At 61.1% G+C, this 26,554-nt stretch carries 22 protein-coding genes and 2 riboswitches; of the genes, 15 read left to right on the plus strand and 7 right to left on the minus strand.

Features of this window, described 5'->3' with window-relative positions; genetic code table 11:
• Positions 1-50 precede the first annotated feature (50 nt).
• On the minus strand, positions 51-3,761 hold the full coding sequence (gene metH / locus QMK51_RS11685; RefSeq protein WP_320394124.1) for a methionine synthase: 3,711 nt from the start codon (positions 3,759-3,761) through the stop codon (positions 51-53).
• Positions 3,762-3,916: 155 nt separating this feature from the next.
• Here metH and QMK51_RS11690 point away from each other — a divergent pair, with 155 nt between their 5' ends.
• Together QMK51_RS11690 and nfuA are read left to right on the plus strand one after the other, a co-directional pair.
• On the plus strand, positions 3,917-6,202 hold the full coding sequence (locus tag QMK51_RS11690; protein WP_320394125.1) for a fatty acid cis/trans isomerase: 2,286 nt from the start codon (positions 3,917-3,919) through the stop codon (positions 6,200-6,202).
• 108 nt (positions 6,203-6,310) lie between these two features.
• Complete coding sequence (gene nfuA / locus QMK51_RS11695) at positions 6,311-6,895, plus strand: Fe-S biogenesis protein NfuA (protein WP_007898222.1); 585 nt, start codon at positions 6,311-6,313, stop codon at positions 6,893-6,895.
• 140 nt (positions 6,896-7,035) lie between these two features.
• Here nfuA and cobM read toward each other — a convergent pair whose 3' ends face one another.
• The 4 genes from cobM to QMK51_RS11715 all read right to left on the minus strand — a co-directional run bounded on the left by cobM (position 7,036) and on the right by QMK51_RS11715 (position 9,185).
• Positions 7,036-7,782, minus strand: coding sequence for a precorrin-4 C(11)-methyltransferase (gene cobM / locus QMK51_RS11700; RefSeq protein WP_320394126.1), 747 nt, complete (start codon positions 7,780-7,782; stop codon positions 7,036-7,038).
• A gap of 82 nt (positions 7,783-7,864) precedes the next feature.
• Positions 7,865-8,278 carry a cobalamin biosynthesis protein gene (locus tag QMK51_RS11705; RefSeq protein WP_258700252.1) on the minus strand — a complete coding sequence of 138 codons (414 nt, stop codon included), beginning with the start codon at positions 8,276-8,278 and terminating at the stop codon, positions 7,865-7,867.
• A complete protein-coding gene (locus QMK51_RS11710) occupies positions 8,275-8,982 on the minus strand; it encodes a CbtA family protein (protein ID WP_320394127.1) in 708 nt (235 codons plus the stop codon). Before QMK51_RS11710 ends, QMK51_RS11705 begins: the two co-directional genes overlap by 4 nt.
• A gap of 11 nt (positions 8,983-8,993) precedes the next feature.
• The gene (locus QMK51_RS11715; RefSeq protein WP_258700254.1) at positions 8,994-9,185 is read right to left on the minus strand and encodes a CbtB-domain containing protein; all 192 of its coding nucleotides are present in this window, start codon (positions 9,183-9,185) and stop codon (positions 8,994-8,996) included.
• Between the two features lie 121 nt (positions 9,186-9,306).
• Positions 9,307-9,536: riboswitch (cobalamin riboswitch) on the minus strand.
• A 109-nt stretch (positions 9,537-9,645) separates the two neighbouring features.
• Positions 9,646-9,858, plus strand: a riboswitch (cobalamin riboswitch).
• Positions 9,859-9,959: 101 nt separating this feature from the next.
• On the opposite strand from QMK51_RS11715, the gene cobW reads away from it, so the two are divergent.
• The 5 genes from cobW to QMK51_RS11740 all read left to right on the plus strand — a co-directional run bounded on the left by cobW (position 9,960) and on the right by QMK51_RS11740 (position 18,540).
• Positions 9,960-11,021 carry a cobalamin biosynthesis protein CobW gene (gene cobW, locus QMK51_RS11720; RefSeq protein WP_320394128.1) on the plus strand — a complete coding sequence of 354 codons (1,062 nt, stop codon included), beginning with the start codon at positions 9,960-9,962 and terminating at the stop codon, positions 11,019-11,021.
• Between the two features lie 3 nt (positions 11,022-11,024).
• Positions 11,025-14,894, plus strand: coding sequence for a cobaltochelatase subunit CobN (cobN, locus tag QMK51_RS11725; protein WP_320394129.1), 3,870 nt, complete (start codon positions 11,025-11,027; stop codon positions 14,892-14,894).
• A gap of 142 nt (positions 14,895-15,036) precedes the next feature.
• Positions 15,037-16,044, plus strand: a complete 1,008-nt coding sequence (locus QMK51_RS11730) for an ATP-binding protein (protein WP_320394130.1) — start codon at positions 15,037-15,039, stop codon at positions 16,042-16,044.
• A 119-nt stretch (positions 16,045-16,163) separates the two neighbouring features.
• Positions 16,164-16,709, plus strand: a complete 546-nt coding sequence (locus QMK51_RS11735) for a vWA domain-containing protein (protein WP_258700258.1) — start codon at positions 16,164-16,166, stop codon at positions 16,707-16,709.
• Positions 16,710-16,893: 184 nt separating this feature from the next.
• A complete protein-coding gene (locus QMK51_RS11740) occupies positions 16,894-18,540 on the plus strand; it encodes a phospholipase D-like domain-containing protein (protein ID WP_320394131.1) in 1,647 nt (548 codons plus the stop codon).
• Positions 18,541-18,608: 68 nt separating this feature from the next.
• On the opposite strand, the gene QMK51_RS11745 is transcribed toward QMK51_RS11740, so the two are convergent.
• Complete coding sequence (locus tag QMK51_RS11745) at positions 18,609-19,058, minus strand: thioredoxin family protein (RefSeq protein WP_258700716.1); 450 nt, start codon at positions 19,056-19,058, stop codon at positions 18,609-18,611.
• 349 nt (positions 19,059-19,407) lie between these two features.
• Between QMK51_RS11745 and QMK51_RS11750 the strand changes: the two genes are divergently transcribed.
• The 8 genes from QMK51_RS11750 to QMK51_RS11785 all read left to right on the plus strand — a co-directional run bounded on the left by QMK51_RS11750 (position 19,408) and on the right by QMK51_RS11785 (position 26,112).
• Entirely contained in the window at positions 19,408-20,256 is an 849-nt protein-coding gene (locus QMK51_RS11750) for a transporter substrate-binding domain-containing protein (protein WP_320394132.1), read from the plus strand.
• 52 nt (positions 20,257-20,308) lie between these two features.
• On the plus strand, positions 20,309-20,971 hold the full coding sequence (locus QMK51_RS11755) for an amino acid ABC transporter permease (protein ID WP_018927655.1): 663 nt from the start codon (positions 20,309-20,311) through the stop codon (positions 20,969-20,971).
• A gap of 9 nt (positions 20,972-20,980) precedes the next feature.
• Positions 20,981-21,643 (plus strand): amino acid ABC transporter permease, encoded by a 663-nt coding sequence (locus QMK51_RS11760; protein WP_320394133.1) that lies wholly within the window; start codon positions 20,981-20,983, stop codon positions 21,641-21,643.
• A complete protein-coding gene (locus QMK51_RS11765; protein WP_320394134.1) occupies positions 21,640-22,431 on the plus strand; it encodes an amino acid ABC transporter ATP-binding protein in 792 nt (263 codons plus the stop codon). The genes QMK51_RS11760 and QMK51_RS11765 overlap by 4 nt, the downstream gene beginning before the upstream one ends.
• A gap of 31 nt (positions 22,432-22,462) precedes the next feature.
• Entirely contained in the window at positions 22,463-22,852 is a 390-nt protein-coding gene (locus QMK51_RS11770) for a RidA family protein (protein ID WP_018927658.1), read from the plus strand.
• 173 nt (positions 22,853-23,025) lie between these two features.
• On the plus strand, positions 23,026-23,790 hold the full coding sequence (locus QMK51_RS11775) for an IclR family transcriptional regulator (RefSeq protein WP_320394135.1): 765 nt from the start codon (positions 23,026-23,028) through the stop codon (positions 23,788-23,790).
• Positions 23,791-23,829: 39 nt separating this feature from the next.
• Positions 23,830-25,047, plus strand: a complete 1,218-nt coding sequence (locus QMK51_RS11780) for an amino acid deaminase (RefSeq protein WP_320394136.1) — start codon at positions 23,830-23,832, stop codon at positions 25,045-25,047.
• Between the two features lie 132 nt (positions 25,048-25,179).
• A complete protein-coding gene (locus QMK51_RS11785; RefSeq protein ID WP_320394137.1) occupies positions 25,180-26,112 on the plus strand; it encodes a sugar kinase in 933 nt (310 codons plus the stop codon).
• A gap of 143 nt (positions 26,113-26,255) precedes the next feature.
• Here the strand turns inward: QMK51_RS11785 and QMK51_RS11790 are convergent, their stop codons facing one another.
• Positions 26,256-26,531, minus strand: coding sequence for a peptidylprolyl isomerase (locus QMK51_RS11790; RefSeq protein ID WP_007933743.1), 276 nt, complete (start codon positions 26,529-26,531; stop codon positions 26,256-26,258).
• Between the last annotated feature and the right edge of the window lie 23 nt (positions 26,532-26,554).

Raw genomic sequence — 26,554 nt, forward strand, 5'->3', positions numbered from 1 at the left:
CTGGATCACTCCAGGGGCCGTTCTTCGTTCAGGCTTTCAAACTCGCCGTATCAGTTGTCGTAGCCCAGGTTAGGCGCCAGCCAACGCTCGGTCACGCTCAACTCCTGACCTTTGCGTGAGGTGTAACTCTGCACCTGATCCTTGTCGATCTTGCCCACGGCAAAATACTGCGCCTGCGGGTGCGCGAAATACCAGCCGCTGACCGCCGCCGCCGGGAACATGGCGTAGTGCTCGGTGAGGAACACACCGCTGCGGCCGGCCTTGAGTTCTTCCGCTTCCGGGTCCAGCAGCTTGAACAGCGTGGCTTTCTCGGTGTGATCCGGGCAGGCCGGGTAGCCTGGAGCAGGGCGGATGCCGGTGTATTGCTCTTTGATCAGCGCCTCGTTGTCGAGCGTCTCGTCCTTGGCATAGCCCCAGTAGTCTTTACGCACCTGTTGATGCAGCCACTCGGCACACGCCTCGGCCAGACGGTCGGCGAGGGCCTTGACCATGATCGAGTTGTAGTCGTCGCCCGCATCCTGATAGGCCTTGGCCACTTCTTCGGCGCCGATCCCGGCGGTGGTGATGAAGCCGCCCACGTAGTCGGTCACGCCGCTGTCTTTGGGTGCGACAAAGTCGGCCAGGGAGAAGTTCGGTTTGCCGTCGGTCTTGATGATCTGCTGACGCAGGTGATGCAGCTTGGCCAATGGCTTGCCGTCATCGCCGTAGACTTCGATGTCATCGTCGCGCACCTGATTGGCCGGCCAGAAGCCGAATACCGCACGGGCGCTGATGAGTTTTTCGTCGATCAGTTTGGCGAGCATTTCCTGGGCGTCGGCGTACAGCGCGGTGGCGGCTTCACCGACCACTTCGTCCTGGAGGATGCGCGGGAATTTCCCGGCCAGGTCCCAGGAGATGAAGAACGGCGTCCAGTCGATGTATTCGGCCAGCACCTTCAGATCAATGTTGTCCAGCACCTTGGCGCCAGTGAACGTCGGTTTGACCGGCTCGTAGCTGCCCCAGTCGAACTGCGGCTTCTTGGCGATGGCCACCGGGTAGCTCAGGCGTTCGGTACGGGCGCTGCGGTTGGCGGTGCGCTCGCGAACGTCGATGTATTCCAGGCGGGTCTTCTCGACGAAACCGGCCTTCAGCTCCTTGGACAGCAACTGCGTCGCCACGCCCACGGCGCGGGAGGCATCGGTGACGTAAATCACCGCGTCGTTGCTGTACTTGGGTTCGATCTTCACTGCCGTGTGTGCCTTGGACGTGGTCGCGCCACCGATCATCAACGGCAGATGGAAGTCCTGACGCTGCATCTCGCGGGCCACGTGAACCATTTCATCCAGCGAAGGCGTGATCAAACCGGACAGGCCGATGATGTCGCACTTTTGTTCTTTGGCGACCTGCAGGATCTTCTCCGCCGGCACCATCACGCCGAGGTCGACGATGTCGTAGCCGTTACAACCCAGCACCACGCCGACGATGTTCTTGCCGATGTCATGCACGTCGCCCTTGACCGTGGCCATGAGGATCTTGCCCTTGGCTTCCGGCTTGTCGCCTTTTTCCAGTTCGATGAACGGGATCAAGTGGGCCACGGCCTGCTTCATCACGCGGGCGGATTTCACCACTTGCGGCAGGAACATTTTGCCGGCGCCGAACAGGTCGCCAACGATGTTCATACCGGCCATCAACGGGCCTTCGATGACTTCGATCGGCCGCGAGAACGACAGGCGCGATTCTTCGGTGTCTTCCACGATGTGGGTGGTGATGCCCTTGACCAGCGCATGTTCCAGACGCTTGTTGACGTCCCAGTTGCGCCACTCTTCGGTCTCGGCTTCCTTGACGCTGCCGTCGCCCTTGTACTTGTCGGCGATGGCGAGGAGGGCGTCGGTGCCGTCCGGGGTGCGGTTGAGGATCACGTCTTCGACGGCGTCGCGCAGTTCCACCGGGATCTGGTCGTAGATCTCCAGTTGGCCGGCGTTGACGATGCCCATGGTCAGGCCGTTGCGGATCGCATACAGCAGGAACACCGAGTGAATCGCTTCGCGCACCGGGTTGTTGCCACGGAACGAGAACGACACGTTGGACACGCCGCCGGAGGTCAGGGCGTACGGCAGTTCGTCGCGGATGTAGGCGCAGGCGTTGATGAAGTCCACAGCATAGTTGTTGTGTTCTTCGATGCCGGTGGCCACGGCGAAGATGTTCGGGTCGAAGATGATGTCTTCCGGCGGGAAGCCGACGTCGTTGACCAGAATGTCGTAGGAACGCTTGCAGATTTCTTTCTTGCGCGCTTCGGTGTCGGCCTGGCCGGCTTCGTCAAAGGCCATCACCACCACGGCGGCGCCGTAGCGTTTGCACAGTTTGGCGTGATGAATGAACTGCTCGACGCCTTCTTTCATGCTGATCGAGTTGACGATGCCTTTGCCCTGGATGCACTTGAGGCCGGCTTCGATCACTTCCCACTTGGAGGAGTCGATCATGATTGGCACGCGGGAGATGTCCGGTTCGCCGGCAATCAGATTGAGGAAGGTCACCATGGCCTTCTTCGAATCGAGCATCCCTTCGTCCATGTTGATATCAATCACCTGGGCGCCGGCTTCGACCTGTTGCAGGGCGACTTCCAGGGCTTCGGTGTAGTTGTCTTCACGGATCAGCCGGGCGAATTTGGCGGAACCGGTGATGTTGGTCCGTTCGCCGACGTTGACGAACAGCGAGCTGCGATCGATGGTGAACGGTTCCAGGCCCGACAGGCGGCAGGCCTTGGGAATGTCGGGAATCTCGCGCGGCGCATAACCGGCAACTGCTTTGGCGATGGCTTCGATGTGGCCCGGTGTGGTGCCGCAGCAGCCGCCGACGATGTTCAGGAAGCCGCTTTGGGCGAATTCTTCGATGACCTTGGCGGTTTCCGATGGCAGTTCGTCGTACTCGCCGAATTCGTTCGGCAGGCCGGCGTTCGGGTGCGCCGACACGTGGGTGCTGGCCTTGTTCGACAGCTCTTCCAGGTACGGACGCAGTTCGCTGGCGCCAAGGGCGCAGTTCAGGCCGACCGAGATCGGTTTGGCGTGGGCTACGGAGTTCCAGAACGCTTCAGTGGTCTGGCCGGAGAGGGTGCGACCCGAGGCGTCGGTGATGGTGCCGGAAATCATGATCGGCAATTCGACGCCCAGCTCTTCGTAAACCCCTTGTACGGCGAAGATCGCCGCTTTGGCGTTGAGGGTATCGAAAATGGTTTCGATCAGGATCAGGTCGGCACCGCCTTCGATCAGGCCTTTGGTGGCCTCGGTGTAGTTTTCCACCAGTTCATCGAAGGTCACGTTGCGGTAGCCGGGGTTGTTCACGTCAGGCGACAGCGAGCAGGTGCGACTTGTAGGACCGAGCACGCCGGCGACGAAGCGTGGTCGGTCCGGGGTTTCCAGGGTCTTGGCGTCCGCCACCTTGCGCGCCAGGCGTGCGCCTTCTACGTTGAGTTCGTACGCCAGGCCCTGCATGCCGTAGTCGGCCTGGGACACCTGGGTGGCGTTGAAGGTGTTGGTTTCCAGAATGTCGGCGCCGGCATCCAGGTAGGCTTTTTCAATGGCACCGATCACGTCCGGACGCGTCAGCACCAGCAGGTCGTTGTTGCCTTTGACATCGCTCGGCCAGTCGGCGAAGCGTTTGCCACGGTAATCCTGCTCCTCGAGCTTGTAGCTCTGGATCATCGTCCCCATGCCGCCATCGAGAATCAGGATGCGCTCTTTGAGGGCGTGCTTGAGAGCTTGAAGGCGAACGCTGCGATCGGACATTTGGACTACTCGGTAAGGCCATGACGAAGGGCCGGGATAATAACAAACCTGTGCGCTTTTAGAGCATGTGCCGATTTTGCATGAATATCGTTCATGTTGGTGCGCAGGCCAGACCGGTAGAATCGCGGCGTTTTCTCACGATCAGGACCAGGGATATGTCGTATCGCGCCGTCATCAGCCTATTGATGCTGCTTTTAAGCGGGGGCGCCGCTGCGCAAGGTCCGGATATTTCCTACGTCCGCGACATTCAACCGATCTTCACCGAAAAGTGCGTGGCCTGCCATGCCTGCTACGACTCCGCCTGTCAGCTCAATCTGGGCAGTGGTGAAGGGGCGGCCCGAGGTGCAACGAAGGCACTCGTCTATGATGGCGAACGCAGCCAGGCCGCAGTGCCAACCCGGCTGTTTTATGACGCCTTTGGCAAACGTGCCTGGCAGCAAAAGGGCTTTTATTCGGTGCTCGACGCCCAGGGCAGCCAGGCGGCGCTGATGGCGCGCATGCTCGAACTGGGCCACAAAACCCCGTTGCAACCCAACGCCAAATTGCCCGAAGACATCGTCCTGGGCCTGAACCGGGAAAACATGTGCGCCATGCCGGCGGAGTTCGACGGCTATGCCAGTACTCACCCGAAAGAGGGCATGCCGCTGGCAGTCACCGGCCTGACCGATCAGCAGTACCAGACGTTGCAACGCTGGCTGGCTTCTGGCGCGCCGATCGATGAGCAGGGCCTGGTGCCCAGCGCCAAGGAAGCCTTGCAGGTGGTGCAGTGGGAACGCTTGCTCAATGCGCCGGGCGCCCGGGAGAGTCTGGTGGGGCGCTGGTTGTTTGAGCATTGGTTCCTGGCGCATGTCTATTTCAAGGACGGCGAGCCGGGGCATTTCTTCCAGTGGGTGCGTTCGCGCACGCCGACGGGTCAGCCCATTGACTTGATCAACACCCGCCGACCGAATGACGATCCGGGCACTCAGGTCTATTACCGTCTGTGGCCGGTGCAGGGCGTGATCGTGCACAAGACCCACATCACCTATCCGCTGAGCGCGGCGAAGATGGCGCGGATCAAAAGCCTGTTTTACAGCGGCAACTGGCAGGTCAACGCATTACCGGGTTACGGGCCGGAGCGACGGGCCAATCCGTTCACGACCTTTGAGGCAATCCCGGCTCAGGCGCGTTACCAGTTCATGCTCGATAACGCCGAATACTTCGTGCGCACCTTTATTCGTGGTCCGGTCTGCCGTGGCCAGATCGCCACCGACGTGATCCGTGACAACTTCTGGGCATTGTTCCAGGCCCCGGAACACGACCTTTACATCACCGACCCGAAATATCGTGGCCAAGCCACACCGTTGCTGGCGATGCCGGGGCAGAACGATGACGTCGGCAGTGTCCTGAGCTTGTGGCGCGACTACCGCAACAAACGCAACGAGTACGAAGCCCTCCGCCGGGACAGCTACGCCGACCTGCCGGCACCGAGCTGGTCGACCCTGTGGGCCGGCAATGACAACGCGCTGCTGAGCATCTTCCGGCATTTCGACAGCGCCTCGGTGAACAAGGGCCTGATCGGTGACGTCCCGCAAACCATTTGGTTGTTCGATTACCCGCTGCTCGAACGCACGTATTACCAGTTGGCGGTCAACTTCGATGTGTTCGGCAACGTGTCCCATCAGGCCCAGACCCGGTTGTATTTCGACCTGATCCGCAACGGTGCCGAGCAGAACTTCCTGCGCCTGATGCCGGCCGACTCACGGGACGGCTACCTCGACGATTGGTATCAGAACGGCGGCAAGTTCAAGATGTGGCTGGATTATGAGTACATCGATAATGACAAACCCACGGCGCTGACGCTGGACGAGGCGGACCCGAAACGCGACTTCGCCTTGCAGTTGCTGTCCCGTTACGGCGACCTCAACGCCAAACCCGACCCGATCAACCGCTGCGACGGCGCTTATTGCTCGCGGCCGAACATCGATCTGGCGTTGCAGAACGCCGAACAGGCCCTGAGCCGCCTGACTTCGCGTCCGGCGGCGGGGCTGAAAGTCATCGATCAATTGCCGGAAGCCACGATGTTGCGCATCGAGACTCAAAGCGGCAAACGCGAGGTCTACAGCCTGCTGCGCAACCGCGCCCACAGCAACGTGGCGTTCCTGCTTGGTGAATCGCTGCGCTATCAGCCGGGGCTCGACACGTTGACCATTTATCCGGGTGTACTCAGCAGTTACCCGAACTTCATGTTCAACATCCCGGCGGGGCAAGTGCCCGCATTTGTCGACGCGATGGAAAGCGCCAAAGACGCCGCCAGTTTCGAGAAAATCGTCGAACGCTGGGGCATTCGCCGCAGCCATCCGCAGTTCTGGCAGTATTTCCATGATCTGAGCCGCTACATCCACGACACTGAGCCAGTGGAAGAGGGTGTGCTGGACATGAACCGCTACGAGAATCTCTGAAGTGCCTGCTCCCACATTGGATCAGTTGTGCTTTCCCGACAAAAATACTAGGACTTTGTGCGGCGCGATGATTGGCGTAAACTGCGTCCAAGCCTGCGAGGAGTTTCCATGACCGCTATTACCATTACCGACGCCGCCCATGATTACCTGGCCGATCTGCTCTCCAAGCAGAACACCCCGGGTATCGGCATCCGCGTTTTTATCACCCAGCCTGGCACCCAGTACGCCGAAACCTGCATTGCCTACTGCAAGCCGGGCGAAGAAAAACCTGAAGACACGGCGCTGGGGCTCAAAAGCTTCACCGCTTACATCGACTCGTTCAGCGAAGCGTTTCTGGACGATGCGGTAGTCGACTACGCCACCGACCGCATGGGCGGCCAGCTGACCATCAAGGCGCCAAACGCCAAAGTACCGATGGTCAACGCCGACAGCCCGGTCAACGAGCGCATCAACTATTACCTGCAAACCGAGATCAACCCGGGGCTGGCCAGCCACGGCGGTCAGGTCAGCCTGATTGATGTGGTCGAAGACGGCATTGCCGTGCTGAAGTTCGGCGGCGGTTGCCAAGGCTGCGGCCAGGCAGACGTCACCCTGCGTGAAGGCATCGAGCGCACCTTGCTCGAACGCATTCCCGAGCTCAAGGGTGTTCGTGACGTGACTGACCACACGCAGAAAGAAAACGCCTATTACTAAGGTGTTCGCTGCAACCTAAAAAACGGTGCCCGTGAGCACCGTTTTTTTATGGGTGAAATTCATTGGCCCCATCGCGAGCAGGCTCGCTCCCACATTGGAATGAGGTCAACTGTGGGAGCGAGCCTGCTCGCGATGGGGCCCTATGGCCTGTACAAATGCGCATGCCCCGCCCGATACAACGACGACTCACTGAAGTGATCGCTGCCCAGCACCCGGCCCACCAGAATCAACGCAGTCCGGCGAAACCCCTTGGCTTGAACCTTCCCGGCAATATCCTCAAGCGTCCCCACCACCCAATCCTGATCCGGCCAGGTCGCCCGGTGGATCACGGCGATCGGGCAATCAGCGCCGTAGTGTGGCAGCAGTTCGGCAAGGATCTTCTCCAGATGATTGACCCCCAAGTGGATCGCCATGGTCGCCCCGTGCTGCGCCAGGCTACCGAGTTCTTCACCGGCAGGCATCGCGGTTTTGTCGGCGTAGCGGGTCAGAATCACGCTCTGTGATACGTCCGGCAAGGTCAGTTCGGCGCCTAAAAGGGCCGCGCAAGCCGCGGTGGCGGTGACGCCGGGAATGATTTCGAAAGGGATGTCGAGTTCCCGCAGGTAGCGGATCTGCTCGCCAATCGCGCCGTACAGGCTCGGGTCGCCGGAATGCACCCGGGCCACGTCCTGGCCGTTGGCATGGGCGGTCTTGATCAGCTCGATGATCTGTTCCAGGTGCAATTCGGCGCTGTTGACCACCTGTTCGGCCCGATGGCCCTCCAGCACGGCGGCGGGTACCAGGGAGCCTGCATAGATGATGACCGGGCAGCTACGAATCAGCCGCTGGCCTTTGACGGTGATCAGTTCCGGGTCGCCGGGGCCTGCGCCAATGAAGTAGACGGTCATCGTCGTTTCCTGTCAGAAAAAGGGCTTGGGCAGGCTTCAGATGAAGATTGCTCATGATCGAAGGCGGGGATTATCGGGGATTTTACGCGGCGCTGGCCAATGCCAGGGTGGCCTGGGCGTATTTTTGTCGTGGAATCAGTAACTTTGCAGGCGCCTGAGCCAATTGTTCGGCCAATGCCAGCGCGGCACTTTCCGCTACGCCGTAACAGCCGGTGCGTTCGAACGCGATGTCCGAGTGGTGGCTGAGTTGCGGTTCATAACCGGCCAATTGTTCGCTGCTGAAATACATCAACGGCAATGCCAGCTGTTCGGCCAGTGCGATCAGGCCAGGTTCTTCGCGCTTCAGGTCGATGCTGGCCAGGGCCTTGATCTCACGGAGTTCGATTTGATGGGCCTGTAACGCCTGATCAAGCAGCGCCCGCAGCGTGCTGACGGGGCAGCCGCGCTGGCAGCCCAGGCCGACCACCAGGGTCGGCGCTGTGCTGACGTCAGTCATGCGCGGTAATGGCCATCGCTTTTACGGCGGAACAACCAGGCGCTGATCAGGCCCAGGGCCAGCCAGAACGCCACGTTGGTCAGCTGCGAAGCGATCTTGAATTGCGCTTCCAGGGCTTCCGGCGCCAGCATCGAATGGACTTCCGGTTGCGGCGCACCGATCACATGAGGCACGGCCAGAATCGCCACGCCGAGGACTTTCATCAACCAGTGGCGGCTGAACACGATCAGCGCGATGCCGACCGCCGTGGACGCGGCAGTGCCGATCCACCAGATCTGCCGTTGCGCCAGATCCGCCGCGGCAGTGCCCGGCAGCTCAGGTGGCAGGCCGAGTGTTGGCGCCAGCACGAAGGTCGCGTAACCGGCCAGACCCCAGAGCAGGCCCTGAGAGGTCTTGGTTGGTGCGCGCAAGGTGTAGAGACCGGCGAGCATCAGGGCGAACCCGACTGCAACCACCAGGTTACCGCCCGTCGTGGACAGCACGCGCTGCCAGCCGTCTTCAGGCTCCCAGGCTTCGGCATCGTGGGTGTGAGCGGCGACAGCACCGGCGGCGTGCTCGTGGACTTCAACAGCGGCCGGCTCGGATTTTTCGTAGGTCTCGGCCTGCAAAATCAGCGGTGCGACCCAGAAGCTTTGCAGCAGGGTCAATAGTAGGGCGGCCAGCAACCCGGTGAACCCTGCGGTTTGCGCAATACGCTTGATCATCTCAGCAGGTCTCAATGGCACGGAAAGGCAGAGCTGTGACGGGTATCGTGCGCGGCGTTGTGCACCGCTTCGATGTGCGAGAAACCGGCGAAATACACAAGGCTAGCGCCAAGGATCGACGCACAAAAGGCGGCGGTCAGGCGTTGGCTCAGGGTTGTGGTGGTGCTTGCGGTTGTGTGGCCGGTGCTGCTGATGATCGACATGGCGCTTCCCTCTGGTCTGTCAGCGGGTGAATAGAGCGCATGAAAACCTCCGCACGCCGGGGGCACGCAGAGATTTCGAACAGCGCCCGCCCACCGCGGGTTTGTTATTCAGTGAACGTAAGAGTCACTTTATGTTGCGGGCCGGTCTCCGGGCTCGCGAGGGGCGCTGGCTTTCGCCTGAACCTGCAAGCATCACCTTCCCATGCCCTATGACAGGCACAGTGGATCTGACGCTTCACTCGCTTACCGTTGCGGGGGCAGCACCGGACTGACATGGCTTTAGAGTAAAGCACATGATTCACCGGTTTCCCGTTTCACCCTGTGAAGGGCACCCGTAACAAGGCGTGTAGGAGAGCATGGGCGGGGGTTGGGCGTCAATTGGCAGGGGGCTTGCTCGCGAAGGCGTCATCACAGCCGCCACAGATCTCTGCGCGGACATTGACCCGCCCCCACACGATGCGTAGCCTTGCGCTTTCGAGGTTCTTCGGCGTCTGCCGAAGCTAAGAAGGGAACGCGGTCGATGCCGCGGCTGCCCCCGCAACTGTGAACGGTTGTGTTTCTGCCAGGCCACTGCACGCACCTTCCACAGGGCGCGCGGGAAGGCGCAGGAATCGCCAGTCGAAAGACCGGCACACCGTCAGCCAGGAGACCTGCCTCGACACAGATTCTCACTTTCAACCGGGCGGGGTGATCCGGTGGCGAACTCTTCAGGCACGCGCGCCCGCGTTGCCGGTCGTCGTCCCGTATGCCCGCCACCTTGCCAAAGGGCATCCGATGAAAACACTGGCCAAACTCCCTGTCACCATCGTTACCGGCTTCCTCGGCTCGGGCAAAACCACCTTGCTGCGCCACATGCTCGACAACGCTCAGGGCCGCCGTATCGCGGTGATCGTCAACGAGTTCGGCGAGCTGGGCATCGACGGCGAAATCCTCAAACAATGCTCCATCGGCTGCACCGAAGAAGAAGCCAGCGGCCGCGTCTATGAACTGGCCAACGGCTGCCTGTGCTGCACCGTTCAGGAAGAATTCTTCCCGGTGATGCGCGAACTGGTCGCTCGTCGCGGCGACCTCGACCACATCCTGATCGAGACCTCCGGCCTGGCCCTGCCAAAGCCTCTGGTTCAAGCCTTCCAGTGGCCGGAAATCCGCAGCGCTTGCACGGTTGACGCGGTGATCACCGTGGTCGACAGCCCGGCCGTCGCCGCTGGCACCTTCGCTGCATTCCCGGATCAAGTGGATGCCATGCGCAAACTCGACCCGAACCTGGACCACGAATCGCCGTTGCACGAGCTGTTCGCCGACCAACTGGCCAGCGCCGACCTGGTGATCCTCAACAAGGCCGACCTGATCAGCCCTGCAGACCTGGCCCGCGTGCGCCTGGAAGTCGCCGAAGAGCTGCCGCCAGCGGTAAAAGTCATCGAAGCCAGCAGCGGTCGTCTGCCACTGGACGTGCTGATCGGCCTCGGTGCCGGTTCCGAAGAGCACATCGACAGCCGCCACAGCCATCACGATCATCACCATGAAGGCGAAGACGATCACGACCATGACGCGTTCGACTCCATCTCGATCGAGCTGCCACAAGCCGACGAAAGCTTGCTGATGGATGCGCTGACCCAACTGGTGGTCCAGCACGGCATCCTGCGGGTCAAAGGTTTCGCGGCGGTGCCGAACAAACCGATGCGCCTGCTGATTCAGGGCGTGGGCACGCGTTTCGACAAGCACTTCGATCGTCAGTGGGGCGCCGAGGAAGCGCGCGCGACCCGTCTGGTGTTGATCGGTCAGGCGCTGGATGCCGCTGCGCTCGAAGCGCAATTGCGCGCCGCGCTTAGCGTTTAACCCATGCACCTGCTCAGGACCCAGCCCGGCGGCTTCGTGTCGGATGACAACATTGCCGACCTTGGACAAACTCCCGCCGAGCTGGTGATCCTGTGCAGCGGCGATTCCAGCCTGGCGTTGCTCGCCGAAGCGGCGCAGCAGTTGCCCGACGATTACCCGAGCCTGCGCCTGGCCAACCCGATGCAGGTGCAGAATCACGCTTCGGTCGATCTCTACGTCGATGAAGTGTTGCGTCACGCCAAGGTCATTCTGATTTCGCTGCACGGTGGCATCGCCTATTGGCGTTATGGCGTGGAGCGCTTGGTGGCGTTGTCCCAGCGCGGTGTGCAGCTGATTCTGGTGCCGGGGGACGATCGCCCGGACCCGGAACTCAGCGACCTGAGCACCGTGATCCCCGAAGACCGCGACCGGCTCTGGCAGTTTTTGCGCCAGGGCGGCATGAGCAATGCCCTGGATTTTTTCCGCTGTCTGGCCAATCGCTGGCTGGGTCGCGATTACGCCTGGGCCGAGCCACAAACCCTGCCGCGCACCGCGATCTACCATCGGCAAAAAAGCCCTGCTGAACTGAAGGATTGGCAAGCCGACTGGCAGGCTGGTCAGCCGGTGGCGGCGGTGCTGTTCTACCGCTCGCACTTGCAGGCGGCGAATACCGGTTTCATCGATATTTTCTGCCAGCGTTTGCAGGCGGCGGGGTTGAACCCGTTGCCGATTGCGCTGGCCAGTTTGAAAGAACCTGGCTGCCTGACGGTGGTCGAGGACTGGCTGGATGAGGTCGAGGCAGGGGTGATTCTCAACACCACCGGTTTCGCCCAGTCCAGCCCTGAAGCGCCGCACTTGCGGCCGTTTCGCCGCAACATTCCGGTGATCCAGGCGATCTGCGCCCAGGACAACGAACCGGGTTGGCGCGCCAGCGAGCAGGGGCTCGGCCCCCGTGACCTGGCGATGCACATTGCGCTGCCGGAGCTGGACGGGCGGATCATCAGCCGGCCTATCAGTTTCAAGGACCTGGCTTGGCGCAGCGAGCGCAGTCAGTCGGATGTGGTCTGTTACCGGCCGCAACCCGAGCGCATGGATTTTGTCGCCGAACTGGCGCGGCGCTGGATCGATCTGGCGCGAGTGCCCAACGGCGAAAAACGCTTCGCCCTGATCCTCGCCAATTACCCGACTCGTGATGGGCGTATCGGCAATGGTGTGGGGCTCGACACCCCGGCCGCCGCGCTGAATATCCTGCGTGCCCTGCACGCCGAAGGTTATCCGCTACCGGCCGAGTTACCGGACAGCGGCACCGCGCTGATCCAGCAATTGCTCGGTGGCGTCAGCAATGACCTGGACACTATCGATCAACGTCCATGTCAGCAAAGCCTGGCGCTGGATGATTACTTTTTGATGTTCAACGCGCTGCCCGAAGCCAATCGTCAGGCCGTGCTGGAACGTTGGGGCTCGCCCGAAAGCGATCCGATGTTCCGTGGCGGGCGAATGATGATTGCCGGCCTGCGCTTCGGCCTGACCTTCGTCGGCATTCAACCGGCCCGGGGTTATCAGGTCGATCCAAGTGCCGTCTATCACGACCCGGACCTGGTGCCGCCCCACGGTTATCTTGCGTTCTACTTCTGGTTGCGCAACACCTACGGCGCCCACGGCGTGATCCATGTTGGCAAGCACGGCAACCTCGAATGGCTGCCGGGCAAGGGTGTCGGGTTGTCGGAAAACTGCTGGCCGGACGCATTGCTTGGGCCGCTGCCGAACATCTATCCGTTCATCGTCAACGACCCGGGCGAGGGCGCTCAGGCCAAACGGCGGACGCAGGCTGTGATCATCGATCACCTGATGCCGCCGCTGACCCGCGCCGAAACCTACGGCCCGTTGCGCAATCTCGAATTGCTGGCCGACGAATATTACGAAGCGCAATTGCTCGACCCACGCCGTGCCCGGGAGTTGCAGCGCGACATTCTGCAACTGGTGCGCGACACGCACATCGACCGCGAACTGCAACTGGACGAGAAACTCGACAGCGATGCGGATGCGGCGATCTGGCTGCCGCGCCTGGACACGTACCTGTGTGATTTGAAGGAGTCGCAGATTCGCGATGGCCTGCATGTGTTTGGCGAATCGCCGACCGGGCGATTGCGCATTGATACCTTGGTGGCCTTGCTGCGTATTCCTCGCGGCGATGGCCGTGGGGCGCAATCGAGCTTGCTGCGGGCGCTGGCCAAGGCGTTTGCGCTAGGTTTCGATCCGCTGGACTGCGTTTTGGCCGAGCCCTGGAACGGTCCTCGACCGGACGCATTGCTGTCGATCAGTGATGAGCTGTGGCGTACGGCGGGGGATACCCGCGAACGTCTGGAGCTGTTCGCCGTACAGTTGATCGAGCAGGCTTTGAATAACCAGACTCAAGCTAAGCCCGGCCCCTGTGGGAGCGAGCCTGCTCGCGATGCGGTTGATCATTCAACATTGATGTCGATTGACCCACCGCTATCGCGAGCAGGCTCGCTCCCACAGGAGGATGGTTGGTCCGATGTGAGCGCGATCATCGACAGCTTGCGCGAGGTGGTTGCTCCACGCCTTGACGCCTGTGGCCCAGCGGAAATGCGCGGTTTGCTCGACGCCCTCAGCGGTCGATTCGTCCCGGCCGGGCCTAGCGGGGCGCCGAGTCGCGGACGGCTGGACGTGTTGCCAACAGGGCGCAATTTCTATTCGGTGGACGTGCGCAACCTGCCGACCACCACCGCGTGGCGCATCGGCTTCCAATCCGCAAACCTGATTCTTGAGCGACACTTGCAGGACCACGGCGACCACCTGCGTCAGCTCGGCCTGTCGGTCTGGGGTACCGCAACCATGCGTACCGGAGGCGACGACATTGCCCAGGCCATGGCGCTGATGGGCGTGCGGCCAGTGTGGGCGACCGGTAGCCAGCGGGTCGACGATTTTGAAATATTGCCACTGAGCTTGCTCGACCGTCCGCGGGTGGACGTGACCTTGCGCGTCTCTGGATTCTTCCGGGATGCCTTTGCCAACTTGATCCGGCTGTTCGACGCCGCCGTGCAAGCGGTCGCCGCGCTGGATGAACCGGACGATCTCAACCCGTTGGCGGCCAAGGTGCGTGCCGAGCGTGAAGCACTGCTGGAGTCCGGTCTGGATGAGGAAGCGGCTCGGCGGCAGGCCGGCTGGCGCATCTTCGGGGCCAAACCGGGCGCTTACGGCGCGGGTGTACAGGGCGCCATCGATGGCCGTCTGTGGCAAAGCCGTGAAGACCTGGCCGAGGTTTACCTGAACTGGGGCGGCTACGCTTACGGCGGTTCCGATGAAGGTACCGCCGCCCGCGAACAGTTCGCCCAGCGTCTGAGTCAGGTGCAGGCAGTGTTGCAGAATCAGGACAACCGCGAGCATGACTTGCTCGATTCCAACGATTATTACCAGTTCCAGGGTGGCATGCTGGCGGCCGTCGAAAGCCTCAGCGGTGCAGCGGCGGCCAGTTATCACGGCGACCACAGTCAGCCGGACTTGCCGAAGATTCGCACGTTGAAGGAAGAGCTGAGCCGGGTGATCCGTTCCCGGGCGGCTAATCCGAAGTGGATCGACGGGGTCAAGCGTCATGGCTATAAAGGCGCGTTCGAACTGGCGGCGACGGTCGATAACCTGTTTGCGTTCGACGCCACCACGCAGTTGATCGACGATCACCAGTATGCGTTGCTGGCGGATGCCTATTTGCTCGATCCGGCAACCCGGGACTTTGTTCGCGAACACAATCCCCATGCCCTGCGCGACATGACCGAACGCATGCTCGAGGCGCAGCAGCGGGGAATGTGGAAAGAGCCGGGCGAATACCGCGAGGCGCTGGAGAATTTGTTGCTGGATATAGAAGAAGACAGTTAGCGGGATCGTTCCCACGCTCTGCGTGGGAATGCCTCTACGGACGCTCCGCGTTCGGCTGTTGGGACGCAGAGCGTCCCGGGCTGCATTCCCACGCAGAGCGTGGGAACGATCATCATCACCGACCATGACTGAGATTTTGAACATGACCGACACCCCCCATTTCCCGCTCTCCGCCGTGGTCGGCGCCGATGACTTGAAACTCGCGCTGTACCTGACCGCCATCGACCCGAAAATCGGTGGCGTGTTGATCGAGGGCCCGCGCGGCATGGCCAAATCCACCCTGGCCCGAGGCCTGGCGGACCTGTTGGCCAGCGGTCAATTCGTCACTTTGCCCCTGGGCGCCACCGAAGAACGGCTGGTGGGCACCCTCGACCTCGACGCGGCCTTGAGCGAAGGACGCGCACAGTTTTCCCCCGGCGTACTGGCCAAGGCCGACGGCGGAGTGTTGTATGTCGATGAAGTCAATCTGCTGCCCGATCACCTCGTGGACTTGCTGCTCGACGTGGCCGCCAGCGGCACCAACCTGATCGAGCGTGACGGGATTTCCCATCGGCATTCGGCGAAGTTTGTACTGATCGGTACCATGAACCCGGAAGAGGGCGAACTGCGTCCGCAACTGCTCGACCGTTTTGGTCTGAATGTCGCCCTCAGCGGCCATACTGCACCCGCCGAGCGGGGCCAGATCATCCGTCGTCGACTGGATTTCGACAGCGACCCGCAAGGGTTCTGCGCCGAATGGGAAAGCCAGCAGCAGGCGCTGCGCGAGCGTTGCCGGAAGGCGCGTGCCGTACTGGCGAGCATTCCCCTCGACGATGCCGCGCTGGCGCAGATCACCGAGCGCTGCTTTGCTGCCGGCGTTGATGGTCTGCGGGCCGATCTGGTCTGGCTGCGTGCAGCTCGGGCTCATGCGGCATGGCGCGGCGCGAACGCCATCGCCGAAGAAGATATCGACGCGGTCGCCGAATTCGCCTTGCGCCATCGCCGTCGAGCGCATACGACCTCTGCGCCCCAACATTCCCAAGCGCCGCAGCAGACCTCTTCGCAAACCTTGAGCCCGAACGAAGGCCAGGGCCAGTGGGGTGAAATGCCCGCCCAGGCGCTGCCGGTCGGCGCTCGACGTGACGTGCCGAGCTGGCCAAAAAAGCCCTAGGCATTCGCCCTCGATCGGACGCGGGGGCGAATGCCAGACCCCGCGCAGGACGGCTGGATCACGGTAAGCAGGGCAAGCGTCACGCGGCCCGTAGTGGGGCGATCAATTGGCCCGGCACCTTGCTCGATGGTCGACCGCGTCAACGCGACGATGTGCTGTTTCACCTGCGTACTCGCTCCCCCCACGAACTGTGGCTGGTGATCGTCGATGCCTCGGCCTCGACCCGGCGTCATCAGGCGTTGAGCGATGCCAAGGGCCTGTTGGCGCAACTGTTCGACGACGCTTATCGACAGCGTGCGCGACTGGCTTTGCTGACCGCCAGCGGTCATGTGCCGAAGTGGCAGGTGCAAGGGTTGAAAGCCTCTGCGGGTTTACGCCACTGGCTCGAAGGGCTTGGGGCTGGCGGCGGTACGCCGATGCTGGCGGCACTGGGAGAAGCGGGGCACTGGTTGGCGGCACGGCAAAAGCGTTTCCCGGCAGAGCAGCAACGGTTGTTGCTGGTGACGGATGGGCGGCTGAAGGAGTGGTCGGCGTTACCGGCGCTGGATTGCCCGGGGTTGCTGATCGACATCGAGCGGGGGCCGATTCATCTTGGCCGGGCAAAGGTGTTGGCAGCGCAGCTGCAGGTTGATTATCGACATATCGATGAGCTGATTTCAGGTTGAGTTTTATGCTGACAGTGCAGGCCCCATCGCGAGCAGGCTCGCTCCCACATTTGATCTGCGGTGTTCACAAATCCCATGTGGGAGCGAGCCTGCTCGCGATGGCATCACTCGGGTATCGGATAATTACGGTGACCCCGCATCGCTGCCCTATGCTCTGTAAGCAAACCCATCACAGGAGTGACCCATGCGCGTACTAGCCCGCAATGATCAGGACGATTTCCGCGTCAAAGCCTATGCCGGCACCAACGGCGTGCTGTTGGCCATCGACCTGGCCGAACCCCGCCGTAAAGGTTTGCTGGGGTTCGCCATCGAAAAACAGCAAGGCAGCAAACCCTGGCTGTTTCTGTTCAACAGCCTGACCTTTCCCGGCAAGAACCATACGTTCCCCCAATTTCACGCCACCCCCAGCGATACCGCGCCGTTGCAGAAATTTCGCTGGGCCGATTACGCGGTCAATCCGGGCGTGACGATCCATTATCGGGTTCATCTGGCCTACGGCACCGCCGATGCGCCGCAGCTGGGTGAATTTCTCGAAGTGACGCTCACCACGGACAATGGTCTGCCCAACGATCAGAGCGTGATTTTCAACCGGGCGGTGGCTGCCAGCCAGGCGTTCCAGCGCAAGTTCGCCGACCTCGATGCGCAGCTCAGCGCCAACAAGAAACTGCCCATCGAAGCCTGGCCCGACGCGCCGCGACAATGGCTGGAGAACGGCCTGCTCGCACGCTTGCTAGGGTTCATCGAACGGGCCGAGGATGGCCAGTGGGCGTTGGACATCGCGATATATGAATACCAGTTGCAGGTGATCGTCGATGCAGTGAACGCCGCCTTCGAGCGCGGCGTAAAGGTGCGGGTCCTGTACCACGCCCAACCCGGCGAAGACACCACGGTGCTGAACGAAGCCAGCCTGGAAAAAATCCCGGCGGCGAACAAGCGCGGGCGGGTCACTCACAACATCTTTCACAACAAGTTCATGGTCCTGAGCCGGCTCGACGCAGCCGGGCAGCATCAGCCCGAAGCGGTGCTGTGTGGCAGCACCAATTTCACCGCCAACGGCGTTTATCGTCAGGCTAACGTCGTGCATGTGCTGGACGACGCCCGGATCGGCGCCAGTTATCTGCAAACCTTCGAGCAGGTCTGGGCCACGCCGACAGACGTCGGCGCCACACGGGACTGGCTCACGGAACACAATCCGATGCAGCCGGACCAGCCGCTGTTCGCCGGCTTCTCCCCGCGCTCGGGCCAGGGCGATTTGCATGAGTTCGTCGAGATCATCAACGGCGCCAAAAAAGACCTGCTGTTTGTCACCGCATTCACCCTGCCGGACGAAATACTCAACGCTTTGCTCGGCCAGCCCCACGACGATATCTTGCGTTACGGCCTGCAAAACACGGTCAGCAGCATCACCGGTTTCCACGCCGACCGCACCGCCGAATTCGCCGCCACCGCGCTGCTCAACACCGGCCTGGAAGGCTGGCTCAAGGAAAACATGAAAGGCCAGAAGGGCAACCTGCTGGTGCACACCAAAGCCATCGTCGTTGACTTCACCAGCGACTCACCGACCATCATCAGCGGCAGCCACAACCTCAGCACCGCGGCCAGCAACGGCAATGACGAGAACTACCTGATCATCCGTGGCAACACCGACCTGGCCGATCGTTACGGCCTGGAACTGCTGCGCTTCTACGAGCATTACCGGTTCCGCTACTTTGCAAAGAAACTGCAACTCAAGCAGGTCCGGCCGTTGGCTCCGGATGACAGCTGGACCGATGACTACTACCAAGAGGGCGATCTGCGGATGTTGTCGCGGCTGCGTTTTTCCGGACGATAAACAGTCTGGCGGGCTAATGCGCACCCTGTGGGAGCGGGCTTGCTCGCGAAGGCGATCGCCCAGACGACTCAAGCATTACTCATGAAACGTGCATTCAACAGCCCCTGTGCCCGAGGCGCGGTGCATAAAGTGCTGAAGGTTTTCTGCAGCCACGGCAAGTCATGACGGGGTTTGCGGGCAATCTGTTTGGGTCTGAGCTTGCCGATGTGCTTTTTGAAATCTTCTTCCAGGGTTTCTCGGGTTCCAATCCCCTTGAGCTTTTTCAGCAGTTTCCCTTCCTTGTAAAACAGCACAGTGGGTGTTCCAGTGACATCCGGATGCCGAGGGGACTCGCTCGTACTCAGCATATAGATTTGCGCATGATCCCTATATTGCTCGGCAATCGTGCGGAAAACCGGCTCGGCCATTTCGCAGGCGTAACAGTTTTTATCGCCGAAATACAGGATCACCGGGCGCCAGGTTTTGAGCACCTTGCGGTAGACCGGGGCCATGGTCGGGTGGGTGGTCATCGAACTCATTGAAATCTCCTTTTCAAAGACAATCGAAGGCCTGTTGACGTTAAAGGAGGCGAGCAAGTGGGTCTACTGGCAGAAAATACAGGTGGGTTCGGTCTTCTTGCCTTATTTTGAATCGCTACGCCTTCAACTGTGGTGCAAGTACCCGTACGTTGTAGCCAACGGTAGCGTTCATTCAGCTGTGCATTTCGTAACGCCTTTTTCGCGCTCATGCGCATCCATTTGATTCAAAACACATTCCAATCCCCCCGGCATTCCGCCCACAACCTGTGGCACACTTTCTGCTGTCTATTCCGTTGTTACATACCTGGTTCCGGTATAGCGGAATAAACATGACCCTGGAGTGCTTGCCATGCATCGCCGACCTTCCTTGTTCAAAGCGTGTGTTTTCTTTCTCGTGGCTTCGGCCGCTGTCGTGGGTGTCGCCCAAGCGGCAGACAGCAAGCTCGACAGCGTGCTGGCCCGTGGGAAGTTGATCGTGGGCACGGGCAGTACCAATGCGCCGTGGCACTTCCAGGGAGCGGATGGCAAGTTGCAGGGGTTTGATATTGATATCGCGCGGATGGTAGCCAAAGGGTTGTTCAACGACCCGAGCAAGGTCGAGTTCGTGGTGCAGTCGTCCGATGCGCGGATCCCGAATCTGCTGACCGACAAGGTCGACATGAGTTGCCAGTTCATCACTGTGACCGCCAGCCGCGCACAGCAAGTGGCGTTCACCCTGCCGTACTACCGCGAAGGCGTGGGTCTGCTGTTGCCGGCCAACAGCAAATACAAGGAAATCGACGACCTGAAAGCTGCCGGTGACGGTGTGATCGTGGCGGTGCTGCAGAACGTGTACGCCGAAGAACTGGTGCATCAGGCGCTGCCCAAGGCCAAGGTCGATCAATACGACAGCGTGGACTTGATGTATCAGGCGGTGAACTCCGGCCGTGCCGACGCGGCGGCCACCGATCAGTCATCGGTGAAATACCTGATGGTGCAGAACCCTGGTCGCTATCGCAGCCCGGCTTATGCCTGGAGCCCACAAACCTATGCATGCGCCGTCAAACGCGGCGATCAGGACTGGCTGAACTTCGTCAACACCGTCCTGCATGAAGGCATGACGGGCGTTGAGTTCCCGACTTATGCGGCGTCGTTCAAACAGTGGTTCGGTGTCGATTTGCCGACCCCAGCCATCGGTTTCCCCGTCGAATACAAATGATCCCGTGAGAGCGGGGCGCCGATAACGCGTCCCGCTCAAGGTACTGCTGACCATGAACTATCAGTTGAATTTTGCCGCCGTCTGGCGCGATTTCGACACCTTGCTGGCGGGGCTCGGTCTGGGGCTTGAACTGGCGCTGGTGTCGATCGCCATCGGCTGCGTGATCGGCCTGCTGATGGCGTTTGCTTTGCTGTCGAAGCACCGCGCATTGCGGGGGCTGGCGTCGGTGTATGTGACGGTGATCCGTAATACGCCGATTCTGGTGTTGATCCTGTTGATCTACTTCGCGTTGCCGAGCCTGGGCATTCGTCTGGACAAGATCCCGTCGTTCATCATCACCCTGTCGCTGTATGCCGGGGCGTACCTGACCGAAGTGTTTCGCGGTGGTCTGTTGAGCATTCCCAAGGGGCTACGTGAAGCCGGCCTGGCCATCGGGCTCGGTGAGTGGCAGGTCAAGGCGTACATCACCGTGCCGGTGATGCTGCGCAATGTGCTGCCGGCCCTGTCGAACAACTTCATTTCGCTGTTCAAGGACACCTCGCTGGCGGCGGCGATTGCCGTGCCGGAGCTGACCTATTACGCGCGCAAGATCAATGTCGAGAGCTACCGGGTGATTGAAACCTGGCTGGTGACCACAGCGCTCTATGTTGCGGCCTGTTACCTCATTGCCATGATGCTGCGTTACCTCGAGCAGCGTCTGGCGATTCGCCGATAGGAGGCCCCCATGTACGAATCCCCCAGCTGGTTGCATGAGTTATGGGTGGCGCGGGACGTCCTGTGGCAGGGCTTTGTGACCAGTGTGCAGTGCTCGGCGCTGGCGATTTTGCTGGGCACGCTGGTCGGCATCGTTGCAGGTTTAGTGCTCACCTATGGCACGTTCTGGATGCGCGCGCCGTTCCGGTTTTACGTCGACATCATTCGCGGCACGCCAGTGTTTGTATTGGTGTTGGCCTGCTTCTACATGGCGCCGGCATTGGGCTGGCAAATCAGCGCATTCGGGGCCGGCACCCTGGGGCTGACACTGTTCTGCGGCTCCCACGTTGCGGAGATTGTGCGCGGTGCGTTGCAGGCGCTGCCCAGAGGTCAGATGGAAGCGAGCAAGGCCATCGGCCTGACGTTTTACCAGGCGCTGGGCTACGTGTTGTTGCCCCAGGCGCTGCGGCAGATTCTGCCGACCTGGGTCAACTCGTCCACCGAGATCGTCAAGGCGTCGACCTTGTTGTCGGTGATCGGCGTCGCCGAGCTGCTGCTCAGCACCCAGCAGATCATCGCCCGGACGTTCATGACCCTGGAGTTTTACCTGTTCGCCGGATTGCTGTTTTTCGTCATCAACTACGCCATCGAATTACTCGGCCGGCACATTGAAAAGCGGGTGGCCTTGCCATGACTCAAGCTCAAGTCTCGACACAGAATCAAGCGCTGCTGGACATCCGCGGCCTGCACAAACAATACGGCCAGCTCGAAGTGCTCAAGGGCGTCGACCTGACCATGCAGCGCGGCAACGTGGTCACGCTGATCGGCTCCAGCGGCTCGGGCAAGACCACGCTGCTGCGTTGCGTGAACATGCTCGAAGAGTTCCAGGGCGGGCAAATTTTGCTCGACGGCGAATCCATCGGTTATGACGAGGTCAACGGCAAGCGCGTGCGCCACCCGGAAAAAGTCATCGCCCGCCATCGGGCCATGACCGGCATGGCCTTCCAGCAATTCAATCTGTTCCCGCACCTCACTGCGTTGCAGAACGTCACCCTCGGGTTGCTCAAGGTCAAAAAGCTGCACAAGGATGAGGCGGTGGCGCTGGCGGAAAAATGGCTGGAGCGGGTTGGGCTGCTGGAACGTCGCGACCATTACCCCGGTCAGTTGTCTGGCGGTCAGCAACAGCGCGTGGCGATTGCCCGGGCGATTGCGATGAACCCGAGCCTGATGCTGTTCGATGAAGTCACCTCGGCCCTCGATCCGGAGCTGGTGGGCGAAGTGCTGAGCGTGATCAAGGGCCTGGCCGAAGACGGCATGACCATGTTGCTGGTGACCCACGAAATGCGCTTTGCCTTCGAGGTGTCGGACAAGATCGTGTTCATGAATCAGGGGCGGATCGAAGAGCAGGGGCCACCCAAGGCATTGTTCGAACGCCCGCAGTCGCCGCGACTGGCAGAATTTCTCAAGAGTACCCGCTTTTAAGCATTCACTTTTTTAATCAGGAGAAACACCCATGAGCATTACTCGTTACGGCACCGGCAGCACCGCCGGTGGCGGCCAGCCCCGTCCTTTCGCCCGTGCCGTCGAAGCTGATGGCTGGTTGCACGTGTCTGGCCAGGTGCCGGCGGTGGATGGCGAAATCATCGTGGGCGGGATTGTCGAGCAGACTCACCAGACCATGAAAAATCTGATTGCGATTCTGGAAGAAGCCGGTTATGGGCTCGAAGATGTGGTCCGTACCGGCGTGTGGCTGGAAGACCCGCGGGATTTCTGGAGTTTCAACAAGGTGTTCTCCGAGTACTTCAAAAGTGAACACGCCCCGGCCCGGGCCTGTGTACAGGCGAACATGATGGTCGATTGCAAGGTTGAGATTGATTGCATTGCCTACAAGAAGAAGGCCTGAACCGCGGCGCGCCCATCGCGGGCAAGCCACGCTCCCACAGGGATTGATGATGTGCCTGCAATCTGTGGCGGCACATAGAACCCTGTGGGAGCAGGCTTGCCCTCGAAGGCGGCCTAACGGTCGCCACCGCACTCTGGGTAAACTCCCGGCACTTTGAATGGGAACCTGAAGACATGACCGAAGACACCATCAAGCGCCGGGCTCGCGGTCTGGATCGGGCGTTCGACATCCTCGATTTCCTCAAGGAAATCGGCCAGCCCCTGCGCCCGAATGAAATCGCCAGCGGCATCGGCAGCCCGAAATCCACGGTCTATGAACTGGTCGCGTCCTTATTGGAGCGGCGCATCCTCGAGCCCGTGGGCAAGGACGGTCACGTTTACCTCGGTCGTCAGCTGTACTTCCTCGGGCAGGCGCACTTGCGTCATTTCGACCTGGCCCGCGAGGCGGATCATGCCTTGCAGGAAATCGTCAGCCAGACCCGCGAAACCGCGCAGATGTGCCTGCTCAACGGGCGCAAATACACCGTGGCATTGATGAAGGAGGGCGAGCGGCATTTCCGTATTTCCTCGGACATCGGTGAAAACGCGCCAATCCCCTGGACCGCGTCCGGGCGCCTGCTGCTGGCGCACCTGAGCGATCAGGAAATCGTCGACTTGATCGACCCCGACGACTTCATTCTGCCCGACGGTGAGCGTCTGCCGCTGGAGCGGTTTCTCAAAGAAATCCGCCAGGCCGGTATCGATGGGTTCTTTTCCTTCGACAGCGTCGCCGACACCTTTACCCATTGCTTCGCCGCCCCGGTCAAAGACCCGAACGGCGTGGCCATCGCGACCCTGTGCATCGTCGCCCCACGGGCCGATGCGAAGAACAATTACAACGACTATCGTCGGGTGTTGATCGACAGCGCCAACAGTCTCGCCCGGCGTATCAACGAATAACGGCGGCTGCCTGCGGCCGCGTGTGTGAGGAGATCGACCATGTCTACTGCCATCAATACCGCCGCCGTGGAGAAGGGCGACGCCCAAACCGGCGCCAATCTGGTGCGGGACGTCAGCCTGCCGGCGCTGGTGCTGCACCGCGACGCGCTGGAACACAACATTCGCTGGATGCAGGACTTCGTCAGCAACAGCGGCGCAGAATTGGCGCCCCACGGCAAAACCAGCATGACCCCGGCGCTGTTTCGTCGCCAACTGGACGCTGGTGCCTGGGGCATCACCTTGGCCAGTGCTACACAGACCCATGCGGCTTACGCCCATGGGGTGCGCCGGGTGCTGATGGCGAACCAGTTGGTCGGCACGCCGAACATGGCGCTGATCGCTGATCTGTTGGCAGACCCGACCTTCGATTTCTATTGCATGGTCGATCACCCGGATAACGTCGCGGACCTCGGCGCGTATTTCGCTTCGCGCGGCGTGCGCCTGAACGTGATGATCGAGTACGGCATTGTCGGCGGTCGTTGCGGTTGCCGCACCGAAGCTGAAGTGCTGGCGCTGGCCAAGGCTATCGCCGCTCAACCGGCATTGGCGCTGACTGGCATCGAGGGCTACGAAGGGGTGATTCATGGCGATCACGCGGTGAGTGGCATCCGCGAATTCGCCGCCTCCCTGGTGCGTCTGGCGGTGCAGTTGCAGGACAGCGGCGCGTTCGCCATTGCCAAGCCGATCATCACGGCGTCGGGTTCGGCCTGGTACGACCTGATCGCCGAGTCGTTCGAAGCGCAAAATGCCGGCGGGCGTTTCCTCAGCGTGTTGCGCCCCGGCAGTTACGTGGCCCACGACCATGGCATTTACAAAGAAGCGCAATGTTGTGTGCTCGACCGTCGCAGCGACCTGCACGAAGGGTTGCGCCCGGCGCTGGAAGTCTGGGCTCACGTGCAGTCGTTGCCGGAGCCGGGTTTTGCGGTGATCGCCCTGGGCAAACGCGACGTGGCCTACGACGCCGGGTTGCCGGTGCCGTTGCTGCGTTACAAGGCCGGTGTGGTGCCGGCGATCGGTGATGATGTGAGTGCCTGCAAGGTAACGGCGGTGATGGACCAGCATGCGTTCATGACCGTGGCGCCGGGGGTTGAATTGCGGGTGGGCGATATCATTTCGTTCGGTACTTCGCACCCGTGTTTGACGTTCGACAAGTGGCGTATTGGGTGTCTGGTGGATGAGCAACTGAATGTCATCGAAACCATGGAAACCTGTTTTTAAGGTTCCGGACCGAGGTGCGGCCATCGCGAGCAGGCTCGCTCCCACAATGGAATGCGTTTCCTCTGTGGGAGCGAGCCTGCTCGCGATGGGGCCATACCAGACAACTCAGAAACACCAGAGATTACAAAAACAATGAATAACATCAGCCCCCTCGGCCCCAACACCCCGCGCATCGCCCTGATTGGCGAATGCATGATCGAATTGCAGCAGCGCGCTGATGGCACGCTGCAACAAAGCTTCGGCGGCGATACCCTGAACACCGCGGTCTACCTGGCCCGTGAGCTGGGCGATGGTGGCACGGTGGATTACGTCACCGCCCTGGGCGATGACAGTTTCAGCGATGCGATGTGCCAGAGTTGGGCCAGCGAAAACATTGGCCTGGGCATGGTCCAGCGTTTGCCCGGTCGCTTGCCCGGCCTGTATTGCATCCAGACCGACGCGGCCGGCGAGCGGCGTTTTCTCTACTGGCGCAACGAAGCGGCTGTGCGCGATTGCTTCACCACCCCGGCGGCCGCGCCGATCCTGGCGGCGCTGCCGGATTACGACGTGTTGTATTTCAGCGGCATCACCCTGGCGGTGCTCGGTGTGCAGGGGCGGGAAAAACTTCTGGAAACCCTGATCGAAGCCCGGCAGCGGGATGCGCGGATCGTGTTCGACAACAATTATCGACCACGCCTGTGGGCCTCGATCGAGGACGCGCGGGCGGCTTATCGCAGCGTTCTGCCCTATATCGATTTGGCGTTGCTGACGGTTGATGACGAGCAAGCGCTGTTCCACTTTTCCGATTGCGCGGCAGTGTTTGCCGCTTATGAACAGATGGGCACGCCTGAAGTGGTGCTCAAGCGCGGTGCCGAGGCGTGTCTGATTCGCTGTGACGGTGAGTCGTTCGAAGTGCCGGCGCAGGTGGTCGAACGGGTGGTGGACACCACGGCGGCGGGGGATTCGTTCAGCGCGGCGTATCTGGCGTGTCGGCTCAAGGGCGGCAGCCCGGTCGAGGCTGCGGAGGCGGGGCATCGGTTGGCGAGTCGGGTGATTCAAGTGCCGGGGGCACTGATCCCGAGATAAGCGGTAGATGGCCGCTTGCTGCGCAATCGGTTCGCGAGCAGGCTCGCTCCCACATTGGATTTGTGAGTTGCCAAAGATCGCAACTACACCACCGAACCTTGTGGGAGCGAGCCTGCTCGCGATGAGGCCCTAAAGCCAACCACTCAATCCCGGTAAAACACCTGCACCAAGTGATAGCCGAACTTGCTCTTGATCGGCCCATGCACCACCCGCAGCGGTTTTTTGAAGATCACCGCATCGATCGCCCCGACCATCTGCCCGGGCCGTACTTCGCCAAGATCCCCGCCGCGTTTGCCGGACGGGCACGTGGAGTATTTCTTGGCCAGCACATCGAAGGCTTCGCCCTTGGCGATGCGTTGTTTGAGCTGCTCGGCTTCTTCCGAGGTTTTCACCAGAATATGGCGGGCTTGGGCTTTCATTGGCAGTACCTTGCAACGGTGGT

This window comes from Pseudomonas sp. P9_31 (genome assembly GCF_034008235.1).
Classification (GTDB): domain Bacteria; phylum Pseudomonadota; class Gammaproteobacteria; order Pseudomonadales; family Pseudomonadaceae; genus Aquipseudomonas.